This window comes from Arthrobacter sp. B0427-1-12, assembly GCF_059092905.1.
Genome location: NZ_JBNHIC010000002.1, coordinates 15439 through 40482, shown reverse-complemented (window position 1 = coordinate 40482; position 25044 = coordinate 15439). Strand labels below are relative to the sequence as shown.

Genomic DNA, 25044 nt, shown 5'->3' with positions numbered 1-25044 from the left:
CCGGCGCGATCAAGCAGTGAGGTGGTCAGTAGTTCTCCGCGACGTAGGCGTAGGCATGATCAAACAAGTCCCCTTGTAGAGGCAGTTCGTAGTTGCGGAGGACTTTGAGGATGGCGGTGCGAACCGCCCGGTCACCGCGTTTCGTGTTGTTCCAGCCGTCCCAGCGGACCATTTTGACGATCTCGTCGATGTCGCGGACAACCTTTTCCAGGATGACCGGGGTCCCTTCCGGCTTGTATTCCTCGAAGATCTGGGTGAGAGCGCCGATGTGCGGGTCCGGCAGCAGGTCGAGGCCGCGGGTCCCGGCATCGTCCTCCGCCTTTTCCGCGGCGGACAGGTCCCGCGCCAGGTCGAGCATGTCCTGCAGGAAGGAGATAGATTCCTGGGCCTTGGCGAACTGGCGTTCGCGCAGCCGTTCCAGCCGCTCGGCGAGGGACCGGTAGACGGCGTGGTTGCCGTTGGCCCCGGCCAGTCGGCGCTGTAGCCGCCCCGCAATGTTCTGGACGACCTCCGTGGCGGTGACGACGGTGCTCTCGCCCGGCTCCTCATCCACAATGACTCCGGCCTCAATGAGCCGTTTGATGGTGCCCTCGTCGGCAATGACGACATCGACGCCGGCGTCCTTGACCGTGACCTGGCCGATGTGGCCATGGACCAGTTCGAGGGTCTTGGCGCCGATGCTTTCCCACAGCAGAGACCGGGCGCTGTCCGCGGGAAGGATCGAGGCATAGACCTTGGACAGCCACCTGTAGTCGTCCCGGTGGGGCTCCAGCCGCTCGTCCGGCCAAACGGCCTCCCAGATGCCCTGGACCATCCCGAACTGGGCGGAGAAGCGTTCCTGGGCCTTATCGTCGGGGATCCGGGCGTGGGCGTCCTGGAGGGCCTCAAACCCGCTGGCGTTGCGGTCGACGCCGGCGAAGCGGTCCAGGGTGTTAGCCAGTTCGATTTCGAACTGCTCAATGAGGGCGTCCACCTCCAGCTCTTTGCGGGCCGTTTCCGGGTTGGCCGGCTTCATGGCGCGGGCGAACCCGTCGCCTAGGCCTACGTAGTCGACGATGAGCCCGTAGAGCTTCTCCTGCCCGGTGACCGGGTTCTTCCAGTTCCGGTTGGTGCGGGTGATCGTCTGGTAGAGGGTGTGCAGCTTCATCGGTTTGTCCAGGTACATGACGCCCTCGATGGGCGCGTCGAACCCGGTGCCGAGCTTGGAGGTGACGACCAGGAACTTGAGCGGGTCGCCGAGGGCGCGGAACCGGTTCAGCAGCTGCTCTTCCTGGGCGTCGGTGAGCTTGTACTTCTGCCATTCCGGGTCGTCCTTGGACTGGACGGACATGACGACGGCGGCCTCATCCGGGGTTCCGTCAGCGCCGGCGCGCTGAGCCAACTGCCGGGTCAGTTCCTCCTGGTAGGCCACACACAGGCCGCGGTCGAAAACCACAACCTGAGCCTTCATGCCCAGCGGGTCGATGGTCGAGTAGAAGTGCTCCACGATGTCGGAGCAGACCTTCTCAACCCGTTCGGGGTTGGCGAAGATGGTGCGGGTGGAGATGGCCTTGGAGGCGACAAACTCCTGCGTCTCCTCGGACCATTCCATCTCAGTAGCCAGCTCGTCGAATGCCTTGTCCAGGTCGTCGCGGCGGATGTGGAAGTCGACCAGGCGGGGTGCCACATGCATCGGGACCGTGGTGCCGTCGGCGATGGACCGGTCCGAGTCATAGGTATTCATCGCATGGTTGGGATCATCCGGGTCGCCGAACAGTTCGTAGGTGTTCCGGTCCTCGTCTGCGATCGGGGTGCCGGTGAAGCCGAAGAACCGGGCGTTCGGGAAGGCCTTGCGCAGGTGCTTGCCCAGCTGGCCCTCCTGAGTGCGGTGAGCCTCGTCGACCAGGACGATGATGTTATCCCGCTCGTTGAGCACGCCGGCGTCCTTGAACTTGTGCACCGTGGTGAAGACGATGCCGCGCCGGTCCTCGGAGAGCAGTTTGCGTAGATCGGCCGCGGTCTCCGGGGTCTCCAGGGACGGCATGCCGGCCCGCTTGAACTGCCGGTACATCTGCGAGACCAGCTGCACCCTGTCAGCGATGAGGATGACCGACGGGTTCTTCAGGCGCGGCTCGTTCACCAGCTTCACCGCGGCGAACAGCATGGCGATGGTTTTGCCGGAGCCCTGGGTGTGGTGGATCAGGCCCTGGCGCTTGGTGCCGTGCAGCGCCCGGGCGTGGATGGCCTCGACAGCCTCCACCTGCGGGTAGCGCGGGACAATCTTGTGCAGGGTGGGCGCGCCGGAGTGGCGGCCCTTCAGCTCGAAGGCCGTGTAGTCGTTCACGACGGACAGCACGGTCGCCGGGTTCAGCAGCAGTTCGACGGACCGCTTCACCCGGTCCCAGCCGGCCCGGGGAATCTCCTCGGTGGTGCATCCCCAGACACCCCAGTGGTCGATGTCGGTGCCCACTCCCCCGTAGTGCAGTTCCTTGCCGTCGGTGGCAATTGAGAAGGCGTTGGGCACGAAGAATTCCGGCCAGCCCGGCTCGTAGACGGTGTGAATCTCGTGGGCGGCGTTCACCCAGGACACCCGGGCCTGCAGCCGGGTCTTCGTCTCGATTACAACGAGTGGTATGCCGTTCACCCACAGGACCAGGTCGAACCGGCACTGGTGCCCGGCCGGCCCCATGGTCACCTCGTCGGAGACAATCAGGGTGTTCGACTGGAGATTCTGGAAATCGATCAGGCGGACCGGCTCGTAGCCTTCACGGCCCTGGAACCGGTGGGTTTTCTGCCCTCGCAGCCACTCCAGGAACCTCTGGTTGGTTGCCACCAATCCGTCGTCGCGGGCCGAGAGAACCATGGCCCGCAGGGTGCTCAGCATTTCCGTGGCACGGGACGGATCATCGGCCACCGCAGGGTTCAGCCGCGTCAGGGCAGCCGTGAGATCAGGCTCTATGAAGGCGTCCTCGGTGTGCCGGGCCAGCCGGTTGCCGGGAATATGCTTCCAGCCGGACGCTACCAGCAGGTCAAGGATCGGCTGCTGGACGGTATTCGACTCGTTGAATTGCCCCAAACCTAGCTCCCTGAAAATCGACGACTCTGCCTGAGACCACCCTATGTGTCTCCCTGCAGGAACATGCGCAGATGCATCAGCGTTACGCGCCGACAGCCTCCATGACCCGGTCATACGACTCCGGAATGCTGTGGGCTCCAGACAGAAGAGCGGTCAGCAGCTCAGAGCGGAGGGAGCGGAGGGAGATAACGTGGTCTCTTCCCGCCGCATAAGACTCGCCAATGGCTTCAAGAGTCTCTGCCAGCCCCTCGCCGTCCTCGGGGATGGCAACGGGAAGTTCGCTGAGGATCGTGGTGTTTAGGTTGAGCATGGTTGCCCCAACCGCGCGGTCAACAATCAGGTTTTGCATGTTTTTAGCTGACAACCAGACTGTCAGCCACGAAGCAGTTTCTGGCGACTCGGGGCGGACCAGCAGGCAACCAGTTCCGCAGATCATTTGCTCGTCGTCCTCGGTAATCCGTGCAAAGCGCGTAACATCACCGCGCCGCGCCCAAACTATGTCACCTGGTTGGAGCAAATGCTTCTTGAGGCGGGCTACATTCGCCTCCGAAATCCGAGCGATACCGTCTACAACGACTCGTCCATCCTGAATGTTTGTAGGCATCACAACAGGGGTCCCGGACTCGGTGTAGTCGTAGCTATGCAACTGACTGCCAAACGGGCCCGTCTGAATCAGGCCACTCTCGCCGACGACTTCTGCCAAAGATTGGAGGGGCCATTCCCCGTCTCGAGCCTTCGCATATGCGGAATCAGCAAGACTGTCTCGCAGCACAAGCCGAAACTTCTGCTCACCTTCGGCGGCCTCGATGGTGTCGTCAATATCACCGATTAGATCCACGATACGCCGCTGCTCATCCAGGGACGGAAGGCTGAGAGGGAGTGTCAGGAAGCGGGTTGCATCGAGCCGTACCCGGTTCGTTGTTCCACTAGAGACCGAGTCACACAGTTCCTCGAACCACGGGGTGCGGATGACAAGATCGAGATACTCGCGGGAAGCGAGTGACTCATCCACGGAGTATGACAGGAAGTCACCTGTCACAACAGCACCGTCCAGTTCAGCTGGCAGTACCGAGTTGGATCCCTTGCGGGCGTCAATCTTAGAGATCATGAGATCTCCGGCGTGAACCACAAACTTAGCTGTTCCCACTTCGCGACCCAGTACTTCCTTGCGGAGGCGGGCACCTTGTCCGTGCAACGGCAGGGTGACCAGCTTGTAGGTCGCTTCGGGATCAATTTCAGCCTTGCGACGCTGCAGAGTCAGCAATTCTCCCAGCTGCAGTATCTTCCAGTCAGATTTCAAAGCCGGCCGCCTTCAGCTTCTCGGCTAGGACTTCCTCGGCTGCAGCGAGGCGTTCACGGGCCTCCTGGTACTCGATCAAAGCCTCCTCTACGTTGGCCTCGGCGGCGGTCTCGGTCCTCAGATAACGGCCGATGTTCAGGTCGAAACTGTTCTCTTCGATTTCGGCCATCTCTACAAGACGTAAACTGAGCCCGTTCTCACCGTCAATGTCGACGCCCTGCTTGTAGGCGGTGTCGATGACGTCAATGTCCTCCTCGGACATACTGTTCTGGTTCTTCCCGGACACGAACCGCTCAGAGGCGTCAATGAACAGCACCTTGCCCTGACGCTCGGCGCTCTTGCGCTTTCGGAAGACCAGAATAGCGACGGGAATGCCAGTGGAGTAGAAAAGGTTTTTGGGCAGGCCGATGACGGCTTCAAGCAGGTCGTCACGGATGATCGCCTCACGGATGACGCTCTCCTGCTGGCCGCGGAACAGCGTGCCGTGGGGCATGACAACGCCGACCCGGCCAGTTTCATCCTTCATGCTGGCGACCATATGCTCGATCCAGGCATAATCGCCGTTCTTCGCCGGCGGCACCCCGTATTTGCTGCGCCCGTACGGGTCGGAGGCCCAGGTGTCCGCGCCCCAGTTCTGAAGACTGAACGGCGGATTGGCGATCACGATGTCGAACTTCTTCAGCCCGGCGCCGTCCAGCAGTTTCGGCTCGCGGAACGTGTCACCGCGGACGATGGTGAAGTCCTCCAGGTCGTGGAGGTAGAGGTTCATCTTGGCGATGGCGCTGGTGGTCAGGTTGATTTCCTGTCCGTGCAGCCGCAGCGTGTTCGGGTTGCCGCCGGCCGCCCGGACTGCAGAGACGGTTTCGACGAGCATTCCGCCGGAGCCACAGGCGGGGTCGGCGATCTCGTCCCCCGGTTTTGGATCCAGCAGCTTCACCAGTAGGTGCACGACGTGGCGCGGGGTGAAGAACTCTCCGGCCTTCTTGCCGGAGGCTTCAGCGAACTCGCGCAGCAGGTACTCATAGGCGCTGCCGAGCATGTCGCCGTTGACCGAGTCCGGGTCGAGCCGCACCGAGTGGAAAGTGTTCAGCAGGGCCATGAGCGCCGACTGCGGCAGCCGGTCCGTGTTCGCCCACTGCACGTCACCGAAAACGCCCCGCAGGGAATCCGGATTGGCGGTCTGCAGGCGCTGCAGGACTTCGTCCAGCTTTGCCCCGGTGTGCTGGGCGGTGCCGATGACATCAGACCAGTGACAACCCTCCGGAATCATGAAGGTGTGGAGTCCAGCCTCCAGATCGTCGGTCAGCGCGTCACCGAAGTCTTCGACCGCCTGGGCGTGCTCGTAGTCCCAGTTATCCGAGATCCACTTGAAGAACAGGACCGGGAAGACATAGGCCTTGAAGTCCCCCGGGTCCACCGGCCCCCGCAGGGCGTTGGCGGCAGCCCACAAAGTGGATTCAAGCTGCTGCTGGGTCAGGTGGTGTGGTTCGGTTGCGCTGAGCGTCACTCTTACTCGATTCACTGATACTAGACGTCGATTCGGACTCTAACACCGCCCGCATTTTCGTCCGAAAATGCTCCACGCTGCCTCCTGCCTATGCATGTCCCGTGTAACGGCAGAGCCGGCCTGTCGCCCAATAAACTCTTGCGGTGAAACCGTGAAGGTATTATCCGCACCGGCGCCACCGACGAGATCGTCGCCGAAGGCGCCACCTATGAGTAGAAAGCGGCGCTCGAAGCGAGCATCCCGAAGGGCTACGAGCTGCTGAGCATCCGCAAGGGAAGCTGAGCACAAGACTGTAGCCGTTGACCGTGCTCCCGCCCTTGCGGCCCTGAGCGGGCTTTACCACCCGTCACTCGGCGCCAATGTCCGGCCGGAGAGGCGCTGTACGATTTCGGCGGGCGAAGCAGTTACAGCCGGTTCAGCAGCTCCTGCTTCTTACCTTCGAATTCCTCAGGGGTCAGCAAGCCCTGGTCGCGGAGGCGTGCCAGTCCGGTGATCTCATCGGCGACCGTCGGGGTGCCGGTTGCGATAGGAGCACTATTCGGTGCCTTACGGAGAGCGTTGACAATCAGGCCGCTGACAAACAAGAGCACACCGACGATGATGAATGCCCAGGTTACGAAGGTGGCGCTAGCAATGTCGCGTCTGCAGTCGGCTTCGCTGCTCCCGTTGGAGACCATGGTGTCGTACAGCGCTGGGGCCAGTTTGTTGGGGCTGAACGGCCTGCCGCACAGAGACCCCACCTCCATGAATCCGATGATGATCCCGATGACCACTGAGGTGATGCCGAGGACGGTCAGCCAGACGGCCGCCATGCTTCCGGATCGTGCGCCCTGGACCTCGTTGGCAGGGGTCTGTTCCATGTTGCTTCCTTGTCCTTGTGGCTGGCTCACGGGCTGACGCGGTAGCCGCCGTCGTTGCAGGTGGCGATCGAGTAGGGACCAGTGGAAGTTTGTGCCGAAACCTCATACCCGTTGATCAGCACCCGGCAGGTGATGGAGGTTGTATCCGCGCCGGCCTGGGCGCTGACGCCGAAGGACCAGACGTTATAGCTGCCCCCGAAACGGGCTTCAGGGTAGCGGTACTCCTTGGTAACCGGCCCGTGCAGCGGCCCGGAAGCCTGCTCCTGACCCATGTCGCCGCCAATCATGTTGGTATAGGTGATCACCTCGATGGAGCCGTCTGCTTCAATCACATATGTGATGACCCGCTCGGCGGGCCGCGTCGGGGCGGCAGTTTGAGTCGGGGTGGCTGTGACAGTTTGCCGCTGGGGCACGGGGGCGTTCATGAATTCCCGCATCAGGTCGGCCTCGGGATGATCGGGGCATATCGTGAGAGCCGCCCGCAGCTGGTCCTTGTCTGCCCGGTTCCCGAAGAACTGCGTTCGGGACTCGCTGAAGGTGGCGCAGGCCTGCAGCACCCTCTCGAAGCGGGCCATGTCGTCCCGCCAGATTTTCTGAGGGTCAGCCGCAGCCGCCGCTTCAAGATCAGCTGCTGTCAACCGGACGTCACCATTCTTTGCCTCTGGATGGCAGATGAGCATGCCGTCCAGCTCATCGGCCCACAGCTCTTCCAGAGAGGAGTAAGCGGTATCGTCCGCTCCGTCGCCGTAGCATTGCAGCTGGAACTGGGAGCGGGAGGATTCTTCTGCAGCAGCCGGACTGGACGGCTGAGTTTCACTGGCTGCCGGAGAAGCACAGGAGGTCAGAGCGACGACAGCGACAACGGCCAGAACGGAGACGCGGCCCAGGGCAGAGTGATTCAAGTGTTTCCCCCAACATTCGATTTACGGATTGATCATATGTGTGCGTTGAACGGTTGCGTGCCATCCACGCTCAAACTTCGGATAATCTATGCGAAGGCATCCATCCGGGTGACGTGCAGCCGAGCATTGTTGGGGGAATTTATGAGCATCGAACAGGAAAACGCGGGACGGCAGGCTGTTCCGGCGAAGCGATACAACGGAACGTTCATCACCGGCGTCGTCCTGGCCGCGGCCGGGCTGCTGCTGTTTATCCTCAGCAACACCAACTTCCAGCTCGGACCCATGATGCGGTTTACCTCGCTGGGCCTGTGTCTGGCCGGCGGGATCGTTACCGGCATCTGGGCCACCCGCACTCCGGAAGCTCCCGGGAAGCGGCCCGGCGCCCTGGCGCTGACCCTGGGTATCGCCGGCATCCCGGCCGCCGTGATCCTATTCATCATCGGGCAGATTGTCCAGCGGGTCATCAACCTGCAGGCCGCCGGCTTCTTCGTGGCTGCAGGCTTCGCCGCCGTGGCCCTGGGCGTGGTGGCCCTGATCGGCGGGCTGGTCAAGCGCGTCAACAGCTGACGCTCAGCCGCTCCTCGACCTGCTGCTGACTTCAAACACTCCACCGAAGGATCTGTGTGAACATCACCCGTATTGCCCCCTGCCTGGTTGCCGGGGCCATCCTGCTGTCCGCTTGCGCTACGCCGGCCGTCTCCGGCGACACCTCGTCGCCCTCCGCGAAGTCCAGCGTCCCGGCGACGTCCATGGTCATGAAGCCGACGTCAAAACCGACCTCTGACCCGGATTACGAACCGGCCTCACTCAAAGAAGCGCTGAAAATCGCCCAAGGCCCATTCGAGGATGACACCGCTGCCCTTGCTGCCCTGTCCGACCTGGACCGCCGGGCCAGAACGGACCTACTGCCCTTCCTTTCCACCGATGACGCAGCAGAGGTCAACATCCTCTACATCAACGGCAGTTTGGGCGCCCTCAAAGAAGAGCTCACGGGTGCCCGGATGACCGCCGCGGTCCACGAATACGCCGCCGCCGTCGAATTGAAGGCAGCCGAACTCGGTCTGCTGTAGTGCCTCAATCAGCCTTCCAATCTGCCTACACCCCCTTTACGCCTGTGCCATTCCCGGCCAGTACGCTGTACCCCGGACACCCCGCACTAACCTGAAGGACCGCATCATGGCTAAAGGCGACGTCGAAACCTACTGCGAGAACGGCCGCTGGTCCAACCGCCGGGTCGGCTTCGATAACCCGTTCGCCGCCGCCGTTACCGGCAGCCGCAAGGCAATGATCGAACAGGGGCAGCGGGATGCCGCCGTGTACGGAGTCGCTCACCTCATCCGAGACGAGGACGACACCGTCACCGTCAGCACCCCGGCCCGGGAACCGTCCCACCGCCTGCCGCTGACAGTCTAGGAAACTCCCGCCCGTGGAGGTGGACGACACCCGGCTGCGGGCATCCCTGCAGCCGCCGGTCGAGGTCACCTTGTCCCGTGTAGTCGACACCATTCCGGACCCAGACGCACTGGACAGCGGGGCCCTGTATGAGCCCAAGTACGACGGTTACCGCGTCGTCATCCTGCGCGACGGCAACACGACTACGCTCTGGTCCTGCCAAGGCACCGTCCTCTCGGCGATGTGGGCTAGCCCTACTGAGGTCGATTCCGCTCCGAAATTAACAGCCGCGGGCCCATTGCCCGGTTGCTTCAAGGCGGCCCGTCTCATCGTCCGGCGATGAGGCGGGCCGCTTCGCGCAGCAGCTGATCCCGGAATGTTTCAAAGGTTTCCGGCTCATCCGGCTCATCAGAGAACTGACTGTCTGTCATCTCCAGCCAGGTTTCTTCGAACTCGTCGTCATACCGGTTATATCGCCGGTGCAGATACCGGCTGCCCAGGGACACCCATACGTACCGGCTGTCCAGATCCTTCGAGAACTCTTTCACCCACTCGGCAAAATCGATCTGCTGCCAGCCGTGGTAACCGGAGGCTTCATGACCCCACTGGTCCGTACTCCAGGTGCTCAGGACAATAAACCGGTATTCCCAGAGCCCGCCGTTCACGTCCACGCACAGGCTGTCGATGATCTCCCAGCCGTCGGTGGCCTTGACCATCGGGTTGGACTCATCGCCCTTGAAGAAGTGGACGAACCGGTTGGCCGGCTTGTCTGACTTCACCTCGATTGGCTGGGTAGGCACCCCGCGTTCCCGCAGCACACGGGCGATGTCGGCGCACAGTTCCCGGACCTCACGCACCAGCCGTTCGCCTTCGACCCGGTGCGGCGGCCGCTCATCGGGCAGCGCATCCATGGCCTGCAGGTGAACGTTCAGCTCGTCCTCAATCCCCATGCGGCCAGCCTAACAGCGGCCAAGAAGCCTGACCGGCGGGATCTACGCATGCCCCTTGGCGAGTGGCTGATGGGGCTGGGGACCGACCCGGTTCTTCAGCCCGGAATCAACCAGAAAGAGGGCCCGCATGACTACCCGCGGCATCCTTGACCCTATTTTGTCCGTACCCGCCTTTCGCCGCACCCGGCCCTATGACCGCCTTGAGCGGATCGTCATCGCCGTCCCTCTGGACGGGCGGCTGCAGATGGTCGGATGCTCCCTGCCGCTCAAGGCTCCGGCCGCCCGCGATCTGGGCCGGCTGCTCCACCCCGCCGGCCACGACCACCCCGGGACCGAGGACGACCTGGCCGGCACCAGCCGCTTCGGCCGCGAGACCATACCGGCCATCCCGGTGGACCCGATCGTCGTGGAGATCTCCGCCGACGCCACCTGGACCGGCGAATCCTTCCGGCACCTGGTCCGCTACCTGCGCGCCCGACCCGAACTCGATCCATACGACGTCACGCTGCCCGACCGGCTGCGTTGACATTCATGCATGCCTGCATGCTTTCATTCATCCACATGCCCAGTAACAACAACCGCACACAGACGGGGCTTGACCTCCGCCAATTGTTCGGCGGTTCCTGCTTCTCCGGGATGCGCCGGTCTAACCGGTCTAACCTTCCCTCCACAGGCGTTTTACGTCCCCTCGATTGGACTGTTTATGTCCCCTCGATTAGCCCTTCGGCGACGAGCAGTAGGTTTTTGGCTGAGTTCACGTCACGGTCGTGCACCGTACTGCAGCCGGTGCACGTCCAGATTCGAACGCTGAGAGGCATTTTGGGGGCTTTCAACCCACACTCCGAGCAACGGAGAGTCGATGGAAAGTCCCGTCTCACCCGAACAACCGTCCTTCCATACAGAGCTGCTTTCTCCTCGATCAGCCTGACGAGAAGTCCCCACGCGACGTCTGCAACCGACCTAGCCAGATGGGTTCGGGCCAAACCGCAGATACTCAGCCTTTCCAGCCCAATCACTTGGTTCTCGTGACAGAGCCGATAAGCGAGCTTGTGGTAGTGGTCTAACCGAGTCTCCTTGACCCTGCGATGCAAGACGGCTACTTTCCTTCGCGCTTTCTCCCAGTTGGCCGATCCTTTCTGACGCCGTGACAATACTCTTTGGGCTCGCTTGAGCCTGTGCAACTGGTGCTTCAAATACCGGGGATTCTCCACCTTCTCGACGGTTCCATCAGAGCTGGCAATGACAGCCAAATGGTTCAGCCCCACATCGATGCCGCTGATCCGCGGACTAGGCTCCAGCACTTGAAGGGGCACCTTCACCACGAACCCCGCGTAATAGCGCCCATCGGCTTCACGTACGACCGTTACAGAAGAAGGCTCGGAAGGCAGCGGCCGGGATAAGCGGATCGGCATCCAGCCGATTTTCGACAAATACAACTGTCCTCGCCCGTTCGGAAGCGGCCGGATCTTGGAAAGCCCCCGGGTGAGCCGGAACGCCTGCCTTGCCTTCCGTTTCTTGAATCGTGGCCGGCCGATTGCCCTCTTCCTGGTCGATCCTTTCCGAAACTGGGCAAGGAAGCGCTTGTACGCCGCTTCGGCATCCCTCAACGCCTGCTGCAGGGCCACGCTCGAAACCTCCGCCAGCCACGCCCGTTCCACTGTTCGTTTCTCGCAGGTCAGCTCAGCGGAGGCCCGGACGTAGGTGTATTCCGGGGCCCCATTCAGGTAGGCCTGCTCGTGGGCGGCAAGGAAATCGTTGTAGACCAGGCGGACACACCCAAAGGTTTTGGCCATTAAGAGTTCCTGGTCCCGGTCCGGGTAGATCCGGTACCGGTACCGCCTGGTTTGCGTCAGCTCCATGAGCATCTGCCTTCCGGCCGGCGGCTGCGAAAAGTACCCTGCCGCCCACAAATGGCCCGTCCTCCGATTATCGCCCTCATTCAGATCTTTGTGGTGATTTTCACCACAAAAACGGGCAGTAGGCCCGGTTTTTTGGTTCACCGGGGAGAGAAATCGGCGGCTCCAAACACATTAAGGGTGCACACCAGCAAGAGGCCCCGAATGGGGCACCGGAAAGGACCCACAATGAGCCGCAAATCGAACACTGCCGAGATCTTCACCCTCGAGTATCACTACCGCACCGGGTACGTCCTGCCCACGCACCCATGCGAGGACTGCTGGATCAACGTCATCTGCCTGCTGTGCGGATTCCAGGAACCCGAGACGATCCTCGCGTCCAGGCACGAATGCAGTGACATCTTCGGATATGACGTACTGCTGGCCGAGGTGCTGCGGGACGGCAAAGCACAGGAGGCGCGGTCATGAACGGCCGAGTCAGCGGCGCCACACGCGTGCATAAAGATGTGCGGGAATTGGTTCGCTATGCCCAGGAGCACGGCTTCGAGTGGCGCGGCCGGCTGGGAAACGGACATTTTCGGATGGCGATTCCCGACGGTCCTGTCATCACCCTGCCGGCCAGTCCGGGGCGCGGCCGCGGGGACCGCAACGCCAGGGCTGACATCAGGCGCAAGGCCCGGATGCACGGTGCAGGAGGAGATGCTGCCGCGTAGCGCGGTCAGTGGAAGGCGCGCCCCGTTCCATCTCGAGGGCTGAAAACTCAATTATTCCTCACCTCGACTTCGGACCTGCCGACTGTAGGATTTAGAAGGTCGTTTGCCGTGTCTGAATGCACCATCACTCGCACTCCAGGCCCGATGCGACTATGCCGTTTCACACAGCAGGGCAGCTACTTGGTGCCCATCATTCAAGAGAACATTTGGGGGAAGTATGGCCATTTCACAGGCCACACGCCGGAGGCGCACCACGGTGGCTGCGGCAATGACGACGGTTCTGACTACATTTTTCGTTGGCGCTCTGCCCGCCTCGGCCACAGAGCCAAGCCTGAGCTACACCCCGGCTACCGTGCAGACCCCAAGCCCTGCACCCACCGCCGACCCTGCGCAGCTGAGCAGCGTGACGCCTGTGATCGTCGACGCACCTAACCCGGTGTTTGTCGATCACACACTGACGGTCGATCCCGGCGACTGGGGGCCCGACCCCGTATCGCTGACCTACCAGTGGAACCGGGTCACTATCCTCACCGGTTCAAGGCCGATCCCCGGGGCTACCGGCCCCACGTATACCCTGACCCCGGGGGACACCGGAGCGGAAATCACCGTGACCGTTACCGGCACTAAGCCGGGCTATACAAGCCATTCAGAAACCAGCACGCCCACCACCCCAGTGCAGCCCACGCGCAAGTTTGAGGTAGTCACGGCGCCAAGAATCGCTGGACTCGACCCCGTTACCGGGTACGCCATCACGGGTCATCGGCTCGCGGCGATTCCGCCAATATGGAACGTAGAACCCGACGTCATCAGCTATCAGTGGATGACAGACGACCAAAGCCGGGGCTGGGTGCCGATACATGGAGCGACACAAAAAACTTTCGTTCCACCAGCAGAAATGGCGGGGCGTCGGATCCAAGTATTTGTCACAGCTGACAAGACTACCTACGACATGATTACCTATGCCAACAACGTCTATGAGCGTTTCGTTGCCATAGCGAGAAGTGAAGACCCTTCCGCCCCTGTAATCACATGGATTGAAGGGCTCAGCAAGGAGGGAAAGATTCTGACTGCTTTCTCTGAAGGCTGGGACCCCTCAGCAGGAACACCGCGCTACCAGTGGTACCGGAGCGGACAGCTCGTTGAGGGGCAAACCGGGCAGCAGTACGTACTTGGACCCGACGACGTCGGTCATCGGTTCACAGTATCCGCCACCGGTACACCCCAAGGGACAACTGAGTCCCTTGAAGAGATGAGTGAGCCGACCCCCGAACGGGTGCTTACTGCGACGAGCCGGTCGTTCACCGATGTCGCCCCGGCAAATGCCTACTTCTACAAAGAGATAACCTGGCTTGCCTCTGCCGGCATCTCCACCGGATACCCGAACGGAAACTTCCGCCCTTATGACCTCATCGACCGGGATGCAATGGCCGCGTTCATGTACCGGCTGAGCTATTCCCCCGATTTCACAGCGCCGGCGGTATCCCCGTTCAACGACATCAGATCCGGTGTTCAGTTCTACAAGGAAGTCACCTGGCTTGCTGAGAACAAAATCTCCACAGGGTGGCCCGACAAGACCTACCGCCCCTGGGACTCGGTCAACCGCGACGCGATGGCGGCCTTCCTGTACAGGCTGGCGGGTGAACCCGAGTTCGCTCCTCCCGCAGTCTCCCCATTCGTCGATGTAACAACCGACAACCAGTTCTACAAGGAGATCGCCTGGCTGGCATCCACCGGAATTTCAAGTGGCTGGACCCATGACAACACTTTCCGCCCTTACCAGCCCGTGAACAGGGAATCCATGGCGGCATTTATGTACCGGTTCGACCGGCTGTTTGGAACAGGTCTCTAGCCGACTGTGTGGTCTGAGGGTGCCCGTGGGATCATGGGCACCCTCTCCTATTTAACGGTCTTGCGGCCTGGAGCCTCGATCTTGGCGTAAGGCTCTTCACCAGTGACATGCCCGTGAACAACGGTCACGAGACCACGGGTGGTCTGCCGTCCGCCTTCTGAATGGCGTCCTTCACTCGGGTTATTACTTGTTCAAGTTGATAGCCCGGGTGCACCTCGATGAGCACGCAACCGTACTGTCTGCAGATGCCTAGCTTTCGGGCGTCTCGTTCCTGCTGAAGCTCGAACGCTTTGGCACCGCCGAAGTGCTCGACGGGGGATGAATGCTGAGCCCCTTGATACTCGATCCCGATGTTGTAATCAGGGAGATAAATATCGAGGCTCTGTGGTGCGAGCCAACCTGGACGGGCCTGGTGCACTACTCGTTCCTCTGGGAATGCGGCCTGCACCTGGCGCAGGAGTGCCATCTCCGACACCCGCCCCTCTCCGACTCGGGGAATCCCGGCTTCGTCTCGGGCAACGTTTTCGGATTCCCGGATGAGAGTGCGAAATCGAGCGAAAAGGAGCGCGTAATGGAGAGTCCACGAGACCCAGGGTCCGGGCCAATCAATTGGCTCCTCATACCCGGGCCACTCCTGGAATGCTCTAGGTGGTTCTCCTAATCTGCTATCTTTACGCGCTTCCGAGAGGAGAGCCCGTACATCTTCTCCCGTGAAGCGCAGCACGACCTCATCTTCGATGCTGGCCGCGACTTCGTTCACTGACCTGTCGGCAGTCACTCGCCGCCAGAAGTCCTCCAGGATGCTCACGCCATGAGAGGCATGGAAGTCATCGAGCCGTGCCTGAAGCGCGTTCATAATCGCGTCGAGGTGCCCGATGCCCTTTCTGGTGATTCCCCACTCCGCCCACCTAAATACTTGCGTTGCTGTCAGCGGAGGGTGGTCGAGATACGCCGAGAGTGTCAGGTGGTGTGACGGGCTAACCTGCCCGCCGAGCGCAGCGTAGCCGGAAGCGAAGTCACCCTCAAGAAAGTAGAAGTCAGCCAATGCGTCCTCCGCATAAAGAGGTAGGTCAGCCCCACGGTATGCATTCACCAAAGACTCCAGTGTGCGCCTGGCATCGATCGGGTTCACCCGACGCTCGTCCAGCAGCTCGTATAGCAACACCAACCCGTGCCCCGACTGCCCCTGCACATCCACCGGGTCGCCGGCGAGCAACGATGGGAAGAAGGCGCGGCGGTAGAACGACTTCTGCAGCCGGTTCATCTCTGGTCGGCCCGAGCCAGAGTAGTAGAACTTCGGCACTCGACGCGGTGCCTTTGGGGTCGCTGCGGCCACGGTGCTGTCTCGCTCCATACCCCCATCTTCTACGAGAGTCACTCGAGTATGTCGACGCTGCCGCTCACAGCGCATGTGATCCACCCCACAAGCGACCCCTCTCAAAACACGGACCTTTTTGAGAGAAAGGACCGAGTCGTGCCGCAGGGGTGTGACTGTTAGCTCGGATTGGCGGCTTTCTGCAGCTGAGGTGGCGGCTTTAGCTGATGCCGATGACGAGCGTGGAGCGGGCGGCTTCGACGACGTCGTCGGTGATGGTGTTGAGATCGTTGATCTTCATGATGCGTTCCATTTGGGTGAAGAGGCGGTCGACGAGGCGGAAGTTGCCGCGGGTGATGCGAGCGATCGCCGCGATGGCTTGGGCGTCGGTGAAGTCGTCGGGGTCGAGGGTTTGGCCGAGTTTGCGCCAGCGGCGTTCGAGGACGAATTGCAGTTCGTCTTCGGCCAGGGGCCGGTACTCGTGGGCGAAGCCGACGCGGCTGTAGAGCTGTGCGTAGCGGCTGAATTGCTTCTCGATTCCGGGCATTCCGATCAGCATGAGCGCGGTGTTGGCGCGGTCGTAGCGGTCGCGCAGGTACTCCAGAGCGGCAGGGCGAAGCCTTTCGGACTCGTCAATCACGATGAGTTCGACGCGCTTGTCCCAGTCCGTGCCCAGTCTTTCCCGCGTGCCGTTCTTGTTCAGGTGTTGGTCGATGCAGATCGCCACGCGAGAGGTGATATGGGTGAGGTCTTGCATGAACTGCCGCGGGCTGGCGAGGACCTGCGGGGTGTAGAACACGGTTCGCCTTTGGGCTAAGGCGGCGTAGACCTGGTAGTCCGAGTCATCGCGGGGACCCCATTGTTCCAGGAGCTTCTCGGCCTTGTGCCAGTTGGCGTATCGCCGGGCCGACAGAGTCTTGCCGATTCCTGCCTGCCCGTAGCAGATGCCGATGGTGCGTTGCCGGCGCACGGCATCGGCGAACTCGACGAACCTGCGGTGTTCTTTCGTGGCGACGAATCGTTGCTGGGGCATCAGTCATCCTCAAGGTAGGTCCGCAGTTTCGGCTTCTTGTTGCTCGGACGTTCAGCGGGAGTCGGTTGCCGCGTGGGTGGAGGCGCCAGTTGATGTCGGGTGACGACGGCGAGGCGTTCGTTGATTTGTCCGCGCAGCTCGCGGCGTCGGGCAGCGCGTGCTGCCTGGACGTCTTTGAGGCTGACGGTGGCTGAAACGTGGTCGGGGTCGACGGCTTTGCAGATGTATTGCCCTTTGTGGAAGACGCGGACTTCTGAGATGTCGCGGGGATCGTAACGGATGATGACCGGCTCTTTGACGTAGGCGGCCAGCAGCGGAGACACATAGCGCAGGCCTTGGAAATGGACGCCGTCGCGGTGGACGATGCGAGGTTTGGCTACGGTCAGCAGCAGCAGGTTGAGGTCATCGACAGTTTCGGGCAGGCGGGGCAGCCATCCGTCGCCGAGCCACGCTTGGTGCGGAGATGCTTTGGTCTCCGGGTGCTCGCGCTGGTGATAGTCATCGGCGATGAACGCCCCAATGGTGGTGTCGAGTTCCGGCAGTGTCAGCACTGGGTCAGGATGTCGGTGGCCCTCTGCAAGATGGCCCGGAAGCGTGGCCAGGAGTTCGGTATTGATGGTGCCGAAGATCCGCTCGATTTTGCCGCGCCCCTGCGGCCTTGCCACTGCGGAGTAGATGATCTCGAAGTGCAGATCCTTGGCGGTCTGCGAGAGATGGTCGCTGGTGAAGTCGGTGCCGTGGTCGACGTAGAGCCGGTCGGGGATGCCGCACATCGGCCAGTGCGGGTCATTCTTCGTCCAGATGCCGTGGCGCAGTGCCAGGGCAGTGTTCAAGGCGGATGGGGCGCCCAGGAACACCATGTAGCCGCATACTGCCCGGGAGTAGTCGTCGAGGATTACGGTCAACCACGGCCGGGCCGGTGTGCCATTGGCGTCCTGGAGGAGGATGTCGAGTTCGGTGTGATCGACCTGCCAGGTGGCGTTGGGGCGTTCCGCTCGGTGCCGCCATACGATTTCATAGTTGTCGCGGTAGGCAGCGCCGCCGCGGTGGGCCAGCGTGATCATGCCGGGGTCCATTGCGGTGACGATGGATCGGACGGTGCTGTAGGAGACCGCCGCCCACCCGCGCATTTCAGCGATTGCACGGGCTTTCCGAGTGATCGCAGTGGTCGACAACCGTGGCTTGACCAGGGCGAGACCCTCAATCAGTGTCTGGAGCTCCGGATGGGTTCTTCGCTCGCGCTTGGGTGGGACGGTGGGGATGAGTCCTGCGATGCCGTGGCGGCGGTATGCCGCATGCCAGCGCTGCAGGGTCCGGAGGCCGATTCCTTCGGTCGCGGCCAGCGTGGTCAGAGTTGTGCCGTCCACACCACGCTGCCGGCAGGCACCGGCTACACATCCATCGAGATCAAGACCAACTTCCTCCGACCGGTCAGCGCTGACAGCGGTCCACTGACCTGCACCGGTCGGGTCGTCAAAGCCGGGCGTCGAGTCGCGTTCGCCGAGGGGGAGGTTGTCGACACCAATGGCAAGACCGTGGCGACCGCTTCGGGGTCGCTGCTGATCTTCCCGCTGGAACCCACCGGGTGACTCAGCGGCGTCATCGGGCATGAGACGCATGCACGTGGCCTGAAGGTCAGCGCTCTGAGGCCGACGGTGCGTTTGCGCTGGATCAGCCGCCGAGGTGGTGTTCTCGGAGTTCCGCCATCGTTGCATCCAGGGCGGAGGCGTCGGATGACCGCGCGAAATCCGGCCGGTGCTCGGCCGTCGCGGGATCGATGAGGATTCCGAGTTGCGCCAGTTCCACCATCAGTGGGACCGTCTGCAGTCCCAGTTCGGTCAGCGAGTATCTGCCCTGCTTCCCAGGCGGCGCATCAGCCTTGGTCAAGAAGCCCGCTTCCGTCAGATCGGTGAGTCGCCTCGACAGCACCGGGGCACTGATCCCCTCGGCATTGGCGGTGAGCAGCTCGCGGAAGCTGCGCCGGTCGTGGAGCGCGATGTCCCTCAGGATCACCAGGCTCCACTGGTCTCCGAGCATCTCAAGGGCCCGGTTCACCGGACATCCGGACCGTGGCGACGTGATCATGCCACCCCCTCTAGTGGTTGCATCCTGTTACTGGATTCTATACGGTCCTACTAGTAACACATTGCAACTAGTTAGCGGTCCGACGTTTGCACATACCGTCGGCCGGGTCGTCTACAGGAGCTGAGATCAAGGCATTCGTTCTCGAGAAATATGGATCCTCCATACGCCGGGTGCGTATGCCCGATCCCGTGCTGGGCGATGGTGAGGTCCTGGTCCGGATGCTCGCAGCCGGAGTCAACCATGGCGATGAACGACTCCGGTCAGGAGAGTTCAAACAGGTCTTTCCGTTCTCGCTGCCCATGGTCATGGGCAGTGAGTTCGCCGGGGAAGTCGTGGCGACTGGTTCGGCAGTGACAGCGTTCCACCCGGGGATGCAGGTGTTTGCGTATCCGGATCAGGCCCGGATGGGTGCATTCGCTGAGCTCATCGCCATCCATGAGGACCACCTTGCCGCCAGTCCGGAGTCCGTGGACGCCCTCCAGGCTGCATCGCTGCCGGTCGCCGGGTTGACCGCCTGGCAAGGACTCGTGGAGATGGGCAATCTCAGTGCCGGGCAGACCGTTCTCATCCAGGGCGGCTCCGGCGGCGTCGGATCGCTGGCGATCCAGCTGGCGAAGCACATCGGCGCGACGGTGGCCACCACGGTCAGTGCCGCCAATATCGCGTTCGTGCGTGAGCTCGGCGCAGACGTCGTCATCGACTACCGCACCGAGGACTTCACGGACAAGGTGGAGAATGTCGACCTGGTGCTCGACACCCAAGGCGGTGACACGCTGAAGCGGTCGCTGGATATCCTGCGCCCGGGCGGTACCGCTATCGGCCTCACCGGCCCGCCAGACCCCGACTTCGCAACACGAGTGGGTGCCAACCCGCTGGTGCAGACAGCGATCCGCCTCATGAGCAGCGGAGTTCGCCGGCGCGCACGCCGGCGCGGCGTCGACTACCGCTTCCTCTTCATCCGGCCCGAGGGCGAACACCTCCGAAGGATCGCCGACCTGGTCGACCGCAACATCATCCGACCGGTCATCGACCGGGTCGTTCCATTCGACCGCACCCCGCAGGCGCTGGCATCACTGCTGTCCGACGGGGCACGGGGCAAAGTCCTGGTGAGCACTGGCTCTGGCCGCCCTTGACCGATGTCCTCAGAAGTCGACTCACCCCATCTGGAGAGAATCATGCCTACTGAAACTCACATCACCGCCCCCACTCGTTTCGTCGAGGCCAATGGAATCCGCTATGCGTATCGGCGCTTCGGCGCGGAGACGGGTACACCGCTGCTCTTCCTGCAGCACTTTCGCGGTGGCCTGGACAACTGGGATCCTGCTGTCACCGATGGCCTGGCGAAGGACCGGCCGGTGATCCTGTTCAACAACGCCGGTGTGGCCAGTTCCAGCGGCGAAACACCCGACACGATCGACGCCATGGCTGAGCATGTAGCCACCTTCGTCAACGTGCTCGGCTTGCCCCAGGTGGATCTCCTCGGGTTCTCGATCGGCGGGTTCGTCGCCCAGGCCTTCGCGTTGGCCCACCCGCAGCTGGTGCGAAAGCTGGTCCTGGTGGGCACCGGCCCGCGCAACGGCGAACCGCCGACGGATAAACGAGTGCTCGCAGTGGCCGGAAACCCAGTTCCGACACTGGACGATTTCCTCTTCCTGTTCTTCGCTGCCACGCAGACCAGCCGTGCGGCCGGCGAGGCCTTCTGGGAACGCCGCCATCAGCGCACCGAGCAGGACCCCCCGTCCGATGCGCAGACTGCACACGCCCAAGCCACCGCAATCGCCGAATGGCGCAAGCCGCGCGGCGAACGCTTCGAATACCTGAAACGCATCAGCCACCCGGCCCTGGTGGTCAACGGACACACCGACGTGATGGTACCGACGGCAAACTCCTTCATCCTGTCCCAGCACCTCCCGGACGCGCAGCTCATCATCTATCCCGATTCCGGACACGGCTCACTGTTCCAATTCCCCGAACGGTTCGTCACCGACACCCGGCTCTTCCTGGACTCAACCGAGACAGCCCACTGACCTGCGATGTGCCCATCTGATCACCCGCTCGCTCGAAAGGAACCGTTCTCCTCTGATGACGACGACTTCACTGTGGCAACCCTTCACGTTGGGTCGCCTCCAGCTCCCGCACCGCCTTGCTCTGGCACCGATGACCCGCAACCGCGCGAATCCAGACGGCACGCCGGGAGACCTGGCCGCCCGGTACTACGCGCAGCGCGCGTCCCTCGGACTGGTGATCACCGAAGGCACTCAACCGTCAGCGGATGGGCAGGGGTATATGAACACTCCTGGCATCTACACTCCTGAGCACATCGAGGGCTGGCGAGACGTTGCCGAGGCGGTGCATGAGCGCGGTGGTCACCTGTTCATACAACTGATGCACGTGGGGCGCATCTCCCATCCGGACAACACCCCACACCACCGCCGGCCCGTTGCGCCGTCGGCGATCTCCGCCGAGCAGGACATCCCCACCCCCACCGGACCGCAGAAGACACCGGTGCCGCGCGAACTGAGCACCGCGGAGATCCAGGACGTGATCGGCGAGTTCTGCCACGCGGCCGCGTCGGCCATCGCAGCGGGGGCGGACGGCGTGGAGATCCATGCCGCCAACGGATATCTGCTGCACCAGTTCCTGGCCCCGAACGCCAACCACCGCACCGACGAGTACGGCGGATCGGTGGAGAACCGTGCGCGATTCGTGATCGAAGTCGCCCACGCTGTCGCAGAGGAGATCGGTGCGGATCGCACCGGCATCCGCATATCCCCGGCGTTCCCGCTCGGCGGACTCGACGAGGGCAACGCCGGCGAGGTGCGCACACAGTACCGCCACCTCGTTGGAGAGCTCGCGACGCTGAATCTGGCCTACCTGCATGTCCACCACCTCGGCGATGACGAGCTGCTGCGTTCCTTCCGCGAGGTCTGGCGCAGTGCGGTCCTGGTGGTCCGGTACGGGCGCGAACGAGGGCAGATCGCGGCCGACATCGACGCAGGTCTCGCGGACATCGCCCCGCTGGGCCGGTTCGCTCTGGCCAACCCCGACATCGTCGACAGATTGCGCGAAGGGACCGAGCTCAACGACGTCGACCCGGCCACCATCTACGGAGGCGGGGCCGCCGGATACACCGACTACCCGACCCTGACCAGGGTCTGACTTCCGTTCTGGGGGTCGCTAGCGTGTCGAAGCGATGTACCCCCAGTAGCCGATCGCGGTGGGTTTCGACCCCAGGGACTGCAAGACACGCCGAAAGGCACCAATTCACTCCGATGAAAGGCTGACTCGTGCCGGTATTCAAAGCACACATCCCCGCTGACCGATTCTCGCTTCAACAGAAGCAGGCGCTCGGTTCGGCGCTGCCCGAGGCTCTCCACGAAGCCCTGGGCATTCCCCGCGAGGACCAGTTCGTCATCATCTCCGACCAGCCGGCCGGTTCACTGTTCCTCGACCCGTCGTACATGGGGATGAACCGCAGCGAGACCGCAGTGATCATCACCGTTCTCTTCACTGCGGAACGACCGCTGTCCGACAAACGCGCAGTCGTCCGGACGATCTGCGACAACACCGTCAAGGCGCTGGGAATCAGCCCCGATGACGTGTTCATCGCACTGGTGCCGGTCCCGAAGGAGAACTTCTCTTTCGGCCGCGGCGAGCTTCAACTGGCCCAAGGCTGAGCAGCAGCGTCCGAACCGTCCACACCACCGTTTCCCAGTCAGGAGTGACGCATGAATGACACGATGCAGGCCATCAGCCAGGATGAGCTCGGCGGGCCCGAGGTCCTCAAGCCCACCACCGTTCCGCGCCCCGAGCCCGGCCTCGGAGAAGTCCTCGTCCGCGTGTACGCTGCCGGCGTGAACCCCGCCGATGCGATGAATCGCCAACACGGCACATTCTCCGGCGAACCGCCGTTCATCCTCGGGTGGGACGTTTCGGGCACGATCGAGGCAGTCGGTCTGGGAGTGACCCTGTACCAGCCCGGTGACGAAGTGTTCGGGATGCTTCCCTTCCCCCACGGCCACGGCGCCTATGCCCAGTACGTCGTGGCTCCGACACGCGTGCTCGTTCCGAAGCCAGCCAGTCTGGACCATGTGCAGGCTGCGGCCATTCCCCTGGCCGGACTCACCGCCTGGCAGGCGCTGGTGGAGACCGCCCAGATCGGCACGGGGAGCCGCGTGCTGATCAACGGTGCGGCCGGCGGTGTCGGACATTTCGCGGTGCAGATCGCCAAGGCCCGCGGCGCTCACGTCATCGCACTGGCATCGACGGCGAAGGTGGAGTTCGTGCGGGCACTGGGTGCCGACGAGGTCATCGACTACACCACGACTGACTTCACCGAGGCGGTCCAGGACGTCGACGCTGTCCTCGAGGTCATCGGCGGCGACTACCCGGCCAAAGCTCTTGAGGTGCTCAAGCCCGGCGGCATCCTCGTGTCCACACTGCCTCCCACCCTCGCGGAAGTCGCGGACAGCGCAGCTGAGCGCAGCATCCGGATCGCCGGGCTGTTCGTCGAGGCCGACCGACTCGGCATGACCGCACTCGGCGACCTCGTCGACACCGGCCAGCTCACCCCCACCATCGCAGCGACATACCCGCTGGAACAGGCCGGCACCGCGCAGGACACCAAGTCCGGGCCGGGCAAAACCGTCCTCACGCTCCCATGACAAGGGCCGAGGCGAGCCGACCACGGCTGAGCAGGCGAGGAACATTCTGGGCGTCAGCAGCAGTGCTGGCACTGGTGCTGTGGGCAAGTGCGGCACCAAGCGTGCTCTACCCGATCTACGCACAGCAGTGGTCGCTGAGCCCGGTCGTGGTCACCTCGGTGTTCGCCACCTACCAGCTGTCGCTGCTCGTCGTCCTCCCTCTTTTCGGCAACCTGTCCGATCAGTTCGGTCGCAGGCTCGTCATGATCTGGGGTATGGGGCTGGTGGCGGCCTCGGCGCTCATCTTCGCTCTCGCTCCGAATGTCGCGTTCCTCTTCCTGGGACGCGTGCTTCAGGGGGCTGGGTCCGGTTTGGCGATGAGCGCAGCGACGGCCTCTCTGGTCGAGAACAACACCACGGCCAACCCGCGATTCGCCAGCTCACTGGCGACCGTTGCAACCGCCACAGGACTCACACTCGCCCTCGTGCTCAGCGGAGTGTTCGCTCAATTCGTGCCCATGCCTCTGGTCTGGAGCTACATCATCCTGCTTGCGTTGGCCGTCGCAGCAGTGGTTGCCCTCGCGCTGGCTCCTAACGACCGGCCTGCCCACTCCCGACGGTGGCGGCCCCAGGCTCTGCGACTCCTCCCAGAACTGCGGCTGACCTTCTCGATCGCGACACTGTCTGTAGCTCTTGCCTATTGCGTCGGGGCGATCTTCCTCTCACTCGGCGCACACATGATCAACCAGTTCGCCCAAACCCCCGGCACCGCCGTCGTCGGCGTGCTGTTGGGCTGCTCATCCGCGGCCATCGGTGTCACGGCACTGCTGCTCGCACGAGTACCCCCGCACGTCTCAGTTCGAGCCGGAGCCATTCTGACCATTCTCAGCCTCGCACTGATGGCCGCTGCCGCAGCGTTCGGTTCCATCGTGCTGTTCCTGGCCTGGTGCATCATCGGCGGAGTCGCCTACTCCTTCGCATTCTCCGGCGGGCTGGGCGTGATCAACCACGCAGCCCCCTTGGAGCACCGTGGTGCGACCCTGTCCCTGCTCTACCTGATCGCCTACGCACTCCAGGCAGCCACCGCAATCGGGATAGGCGCACTTGCCACAGCGACCACGCTCGGCATCGCGGTCAGCGCAGCAGCGGCAGCACTGACCGGTCTCTGCCTCGCCCTGCTTGTACTCACAATCACTGATGCCCGCACCAGACGTTCACCGGCACATCAGCCGACTATGACCACGGACTCCTCTGAAGCATTCGACACACCCTGATGCAGAGCTTCTGCCAATGAACTGCCAGCCGGTCACGATGTTGGACCGGACAAGTAAGGACCTGTCCGCCTTCACTGGCCAGAGCTACAAAAGCCTCATAAGTGGCCACGGAGGAACAGTTAGATAAGGCAAAGACTCCACCGCTTACGGTGGTCAAGAACGCCATTCGAAGCCGCAAGCAGCCGCCAAACAAGCCTAAAAGTCACACCGCAGGGGGTCCCTTATTCTCAAAATCATCTCAGAATCTAATTCTTGAAAGGGGTGGTAGTTTTGAGAACTGCACTCCAAATCGCCGTCCCCTCGGACGCTG

Annotated in this window: 25 protein-coding genes; 14 read left to right on the top strand and 11 right to left on the bottom strand. The window is 62.6% G+C overall.

Features of this window, described 5'->3' with window-relative positions; genetic code table 11:
- Positions 1-25: 25 nt before the first annotated feature.
- From AC5RWU_RS02355 to AC5RWU_RS02335, 5 genes are all read right to left on the bottom strand, one after another.
- A complete protein-coding gene (locus AC5RWU_RS02355) occupies positions 26-3055 on the bottom strand; it encodes a type I restriction endonuclease subunit R (protein ID WP_494031621.1) in 3030 nt (1009 codons plus the stop codon).
- Between the two features lie 82 nt (positions 3056-3137).
- On the bottom strand, positions 3138-4355 hold the full coding sequence (locus AC5RWU_RS02350) for a restriction endonuclease subunit S (RefSeq protein ID WP_494031622.1): 1218 nt from the start codon (positions 4353-4355) through the stop codon (positions 3138-3140).
- Positions 4345-5862 carry a type I restriction-modification system subunit M gene (locus AC5RWU_RS02345; RefSeq protein WP_494031623.1) on the bottom strand — a complete coding sequence of 506 codons (1518 nt, stop codon included), beginning with the start codon at positions 5860-5862 and terminating at the stop codon, positions 4345-4347. The genes AC5RWU_RS02350 and AC5RWU_RS02345 overlap by 11 nt, the downstream gene beginning before the upstream one ends.
- Positions 5863-6266: 404 nt before the next feature.
- Positions 6267-6722 carry an SHOCT domain-containing protein gene (locus AC5RWU_RS02340; RefSeq protein ID WP_494031624.1) on the bottom strand — a complete coding sequence of 152 codons (456 nt, stop codon included), beginning with the start codon at positions 6720-6722 and terminating at the stop codon, positions 6267-6269.
- Positions 6723-6748: 26 nt separating this feature from the next.
- Positions 6749-7624, bottom strand: a complete 876-nt coding sequence (locus AC5RWU_RS02335; RefSeq protein ID WP_494031625.1) for a hypothetical protein — start codon at positions 7622-7624, stop codon at positions 6749-6751.
- A gap of 141 nt (positions 7625-7765) precedes the next feature.
- Between AC5RWU_RS02335 and AC5RWU_RS02330 the strand changes: the two genes are divergently transcribed.
- From AC5RWU_RS02330 to AC5RWU_RS02315, 4 genes are all read left to right on the top strand, one after another.
- Positions 7766-8191, top strand: a complete 426-nt coding sequence (locus tag AC5RWU_RS02330; RefSeq protein ID WP_494031626.1) for a hypothetical protein — start codon at positions 7766-7768, stop codon at positions 8189-8191.
- Positions 8192-8247: 56 nt separating this feature from the next.
- Positions 8248-8694: a hypothetical protein gene (locus AC5RWU_RS02325; RefSeq protein ID WP_494031627.1), complete on the top strand. Its 447-nt coding sequence runs from the start codon at positions 8248-8250 to the stop codon at positions 8692-8694.
- Positions 8695-8800: 106 nt separating this feature from the next.
- A complete protein-coding gene (locus AC5RWU_RS02320) occupies positions 8801-9037 on the top strand; it encodes a DUF2188 domain-containing protein (protein WP_494031628.1) in 237 nt (78 codons plus the stop codon).
- A 13-nt stretch (positions 9038-9050) separates the two neighbouring features.
- Positions 9051-9359 (top strand): hypothetical protein, encoded by a 309-nt coding sequence (locus AC5RWU_RS02315; protein WP_494031629.1) that lies wholly within the window; start codon positions 9051-9053, stop codon positions 9357-9359.
- Here the strand turns inward: AC5RWU_RS02315 and AC5RWU_RS02310 are convergent.
- The gene (locus AC5RWU_RS02310; protein ID WP_494031630.1) at positions 9343-9966 is read right to left on the bottom strand and encodes a hypothetical protein; all 624 of its coding nucleotides are present in this window, start codon (positions 9964-9966) and stop codon (positions 9343-9345) included. The genes AC5RWU_RS02315 and AC5RWU_RS02310 overlap by 17 nt on opposite strands.
- A 127-nt stretch (positions 9967-10093) precedes the next feature.
- Between AC5RWU_RS02310 and AC5RWU_RS02305 the strand changes: the two genes are divergently transcribed.
- A complete protein-coding gene (locus AC5RWU_RS02305; RefSeq protein ID WP_494031631.1) occupies positions 10094-10492 on the top strand; it encodes a hypothetical protein in 399 nt (132 codons plus the stop codon).
- Between the two features lie 175 nt (positions 10493-10667).
- On the opposite strand, the gene AC5RWU_RS02300 is transcribed toward AC5RWU_RS02305, so the two are convergent.
- Positions 10668-11825, bottom strand: a complete 1158-nt coding sequence (locus tag AC5RWU_RS02300; protein WP_494036887.1) for an RNA-guided endonuclease InsQ/TnpB family protein — start codon at positions 11823-11825, stop codon at positions 10668-10670.
- Positions 11826-12050: 225 nt separating this feature from the next.
- Here AC5RWU_RS02300 and AC5RWU_RS02295 point away from each other — a divergent pair, with 225 nt between their 5' ends.
- Together AC5RWU_RS02295 and AC5RWU_RS02290 are read left to right on the top strand one after the other, a co-directional pair.
- A complete protein-coding gene (locus AC5RWU_RS02295) occupies positions 12051-12290 on the top strand; it encodes a hypothetical protein (protein WP_494031633.1) in 240 nt (79 codons plus the stop codon).
- A gap of 462 nt (positions 12291-12752) precedes the next feature.
- Positions 12753-14384: an S-layer homology domain-containing protein gene (locus tag AC5RWU_RS02290; protein ID WP_494031635.1), complete on the top strand. Its 1632-nt coding sequence runs from the start codon at positions 12753-12755 to the stop codon at positions 14382-14384.
- A gap of 124 nt (positions 14385-14508) precedes the next feature.
- Here the strand turns inward: AC5RWU_RS02290 and AC5RWU_RS02285 are convergent, their stop codons facing one another.
- From AC5RWU_RS02285 to AC5RWU_RS02275, 3 genes are all read right to left on the bottom strand, one after another.
- The gene (locus AC5RWU_RS02285) at positions 14509-15687 is read right to left on the bottom strand and encodes a PDDEXK family nuclease (protein ID WP_494031636.1); all 1179 of its coding nucleotides are present in this window, start codon (positions 15685-15687) and stop codon (positions 14509-14511) included.
- Positions 15688-15919: 232 nt separating this feature from the next.
- Positions 15920-16732, bottom strand: coding sequence for an AAA family ATPase (locus tag AC5RWU_RS02280; protein ID WP_494031637.1), 813 nt, complete (start codon positions 16730-16732; stop codon positions 15920-15922).
- Positions 16732-17796: a transposase gene (locus AC5RWU_RS02275; RefSeq protein WP_494036886.1), complete on the bottom strand. Its 1065-nt coding sequence runs from the start codon at positions 17794-17796 to the stop codon at positions 16732-16734. Before AC5RWU_RS02275 ends, AC5RWU_RS02280 begins: the two co-directional genes overlap by 1 nt.
- Before the next feature lie 159 nt (positions 17797-17955).
- On the opposite strand from AC5RWU_RS02275, the gene AC5RWU_RS02270 reads away from it, so the two are divergent.
- The gene (locus AC5RWU_RS02270; RefSeq protein WP_494031639.1) at positions 17956-18321 is read left to right on the top strand and encodes a PaaI family thioesterase; all 366 of its coding nucleotides are present in this window, start codon (positions 17956-17958) and stop codon (positions 18319-18321) included.
- Positions 18322-18403: 82 nt separating this feature from the next.
- Here the strand turns inward: AC5RWU_RS02270 and AC5RWU_RS02265 are convergent, their stop codons facing one another.
- Positions 18404-18787: a winged helix-turn-helix transcriptional regulator gene (locus AC5RWU_RS02265; RefSeq protein ID WP_494036885.1), complete on the bottom strand. Its 384-nt coding sequence runs from the start codon at positions 18785-18787 to the stop codon at positions 18404-18406.
- 206 nt (positions 18788-18993) lie between these two features.
- On the opposite strand from AC5RWU_RS02265, the gene AC5RWU_RS02260 reads away from it, so the two are divergent.
- The 6 genes from AC5RWU_RS02260 to AC5RWU_RS02235 all read left to right on the top strand — a co-directional run bounded on the left by AC5RWU_RS02260 (position 18994) and on the right by AC5RWU_RS02235 (position 24734).
- The gene (locus tag AC5RWU_RS02260; RefSeq protein WP_494031641.1) at positions 18994-19950 is read left to right on the top strand and encodes an NADP-dependent oxidoreductase; all 957 of its coding nucleotides are present in this window, start codon (positions 18994-18996) and stop codon (positions 19948-19950) included.
- Positions 19951-19992: 42 nt separating this feature from the next.
- A complete protein-coding gene (locus tag AC5RWU_RS02255; protein WP_494031642.1) occupies positions 19993-20844 on the top strand; it encodes an alpha/beta fold hydrolase in 852 nt (283 codons plus the stop codon).
- Between the two features lie 55 nt (positions 20845-20899).
- Positions 20900-21976, top strand: coding sequence for an alkene reductase (locus AC5RWU_RS02250; protein WP_494031643.1), 1077 nt, complete (start codon positions 20900-20902; stop codon positions 21974-21976).
- Between the two features lie 128 nt (positions 21977-22104).
- Positions 22105-22494 (top strand): tautomerase family protein, encoded by a 390-nt coding sequence (locus AC5RWU_RS02245; RefSeq protein ID WP_494031644.1) that lies wholly within the window; start codon positions 22105-22107, stop codon positions 22492-22494.
- A 51-nt stretch (positions 22495-22545) separates the two neighbouring features.
- Complete coding sequence (locus AC5RWU_RS02240; protein WP_494031645.1) at positions 22546-23481, top strand: NADP-dependent oxidoreductase; 936 nt, start codon at positions 22546-22548, stop codon at positions 23479-23481.
- On the top strand, positions 23478-24734 hold the full coding sequence (locus tag AC5RWU_RS02235) for an MFS transporter (protein ID WP_494031646.1): 1257 nt from the start codon (positions 23478-23480) through the stop codon (positions 24732-24734). The genes AC5RWU_RS02240 and AC5RWU_RS02235 overlap by 4 nt, the downstream gene beginning before the upstream one ends.
- The last annotated feature ends 310 nt before the right edge of the window (positions 24735-25044 follow it).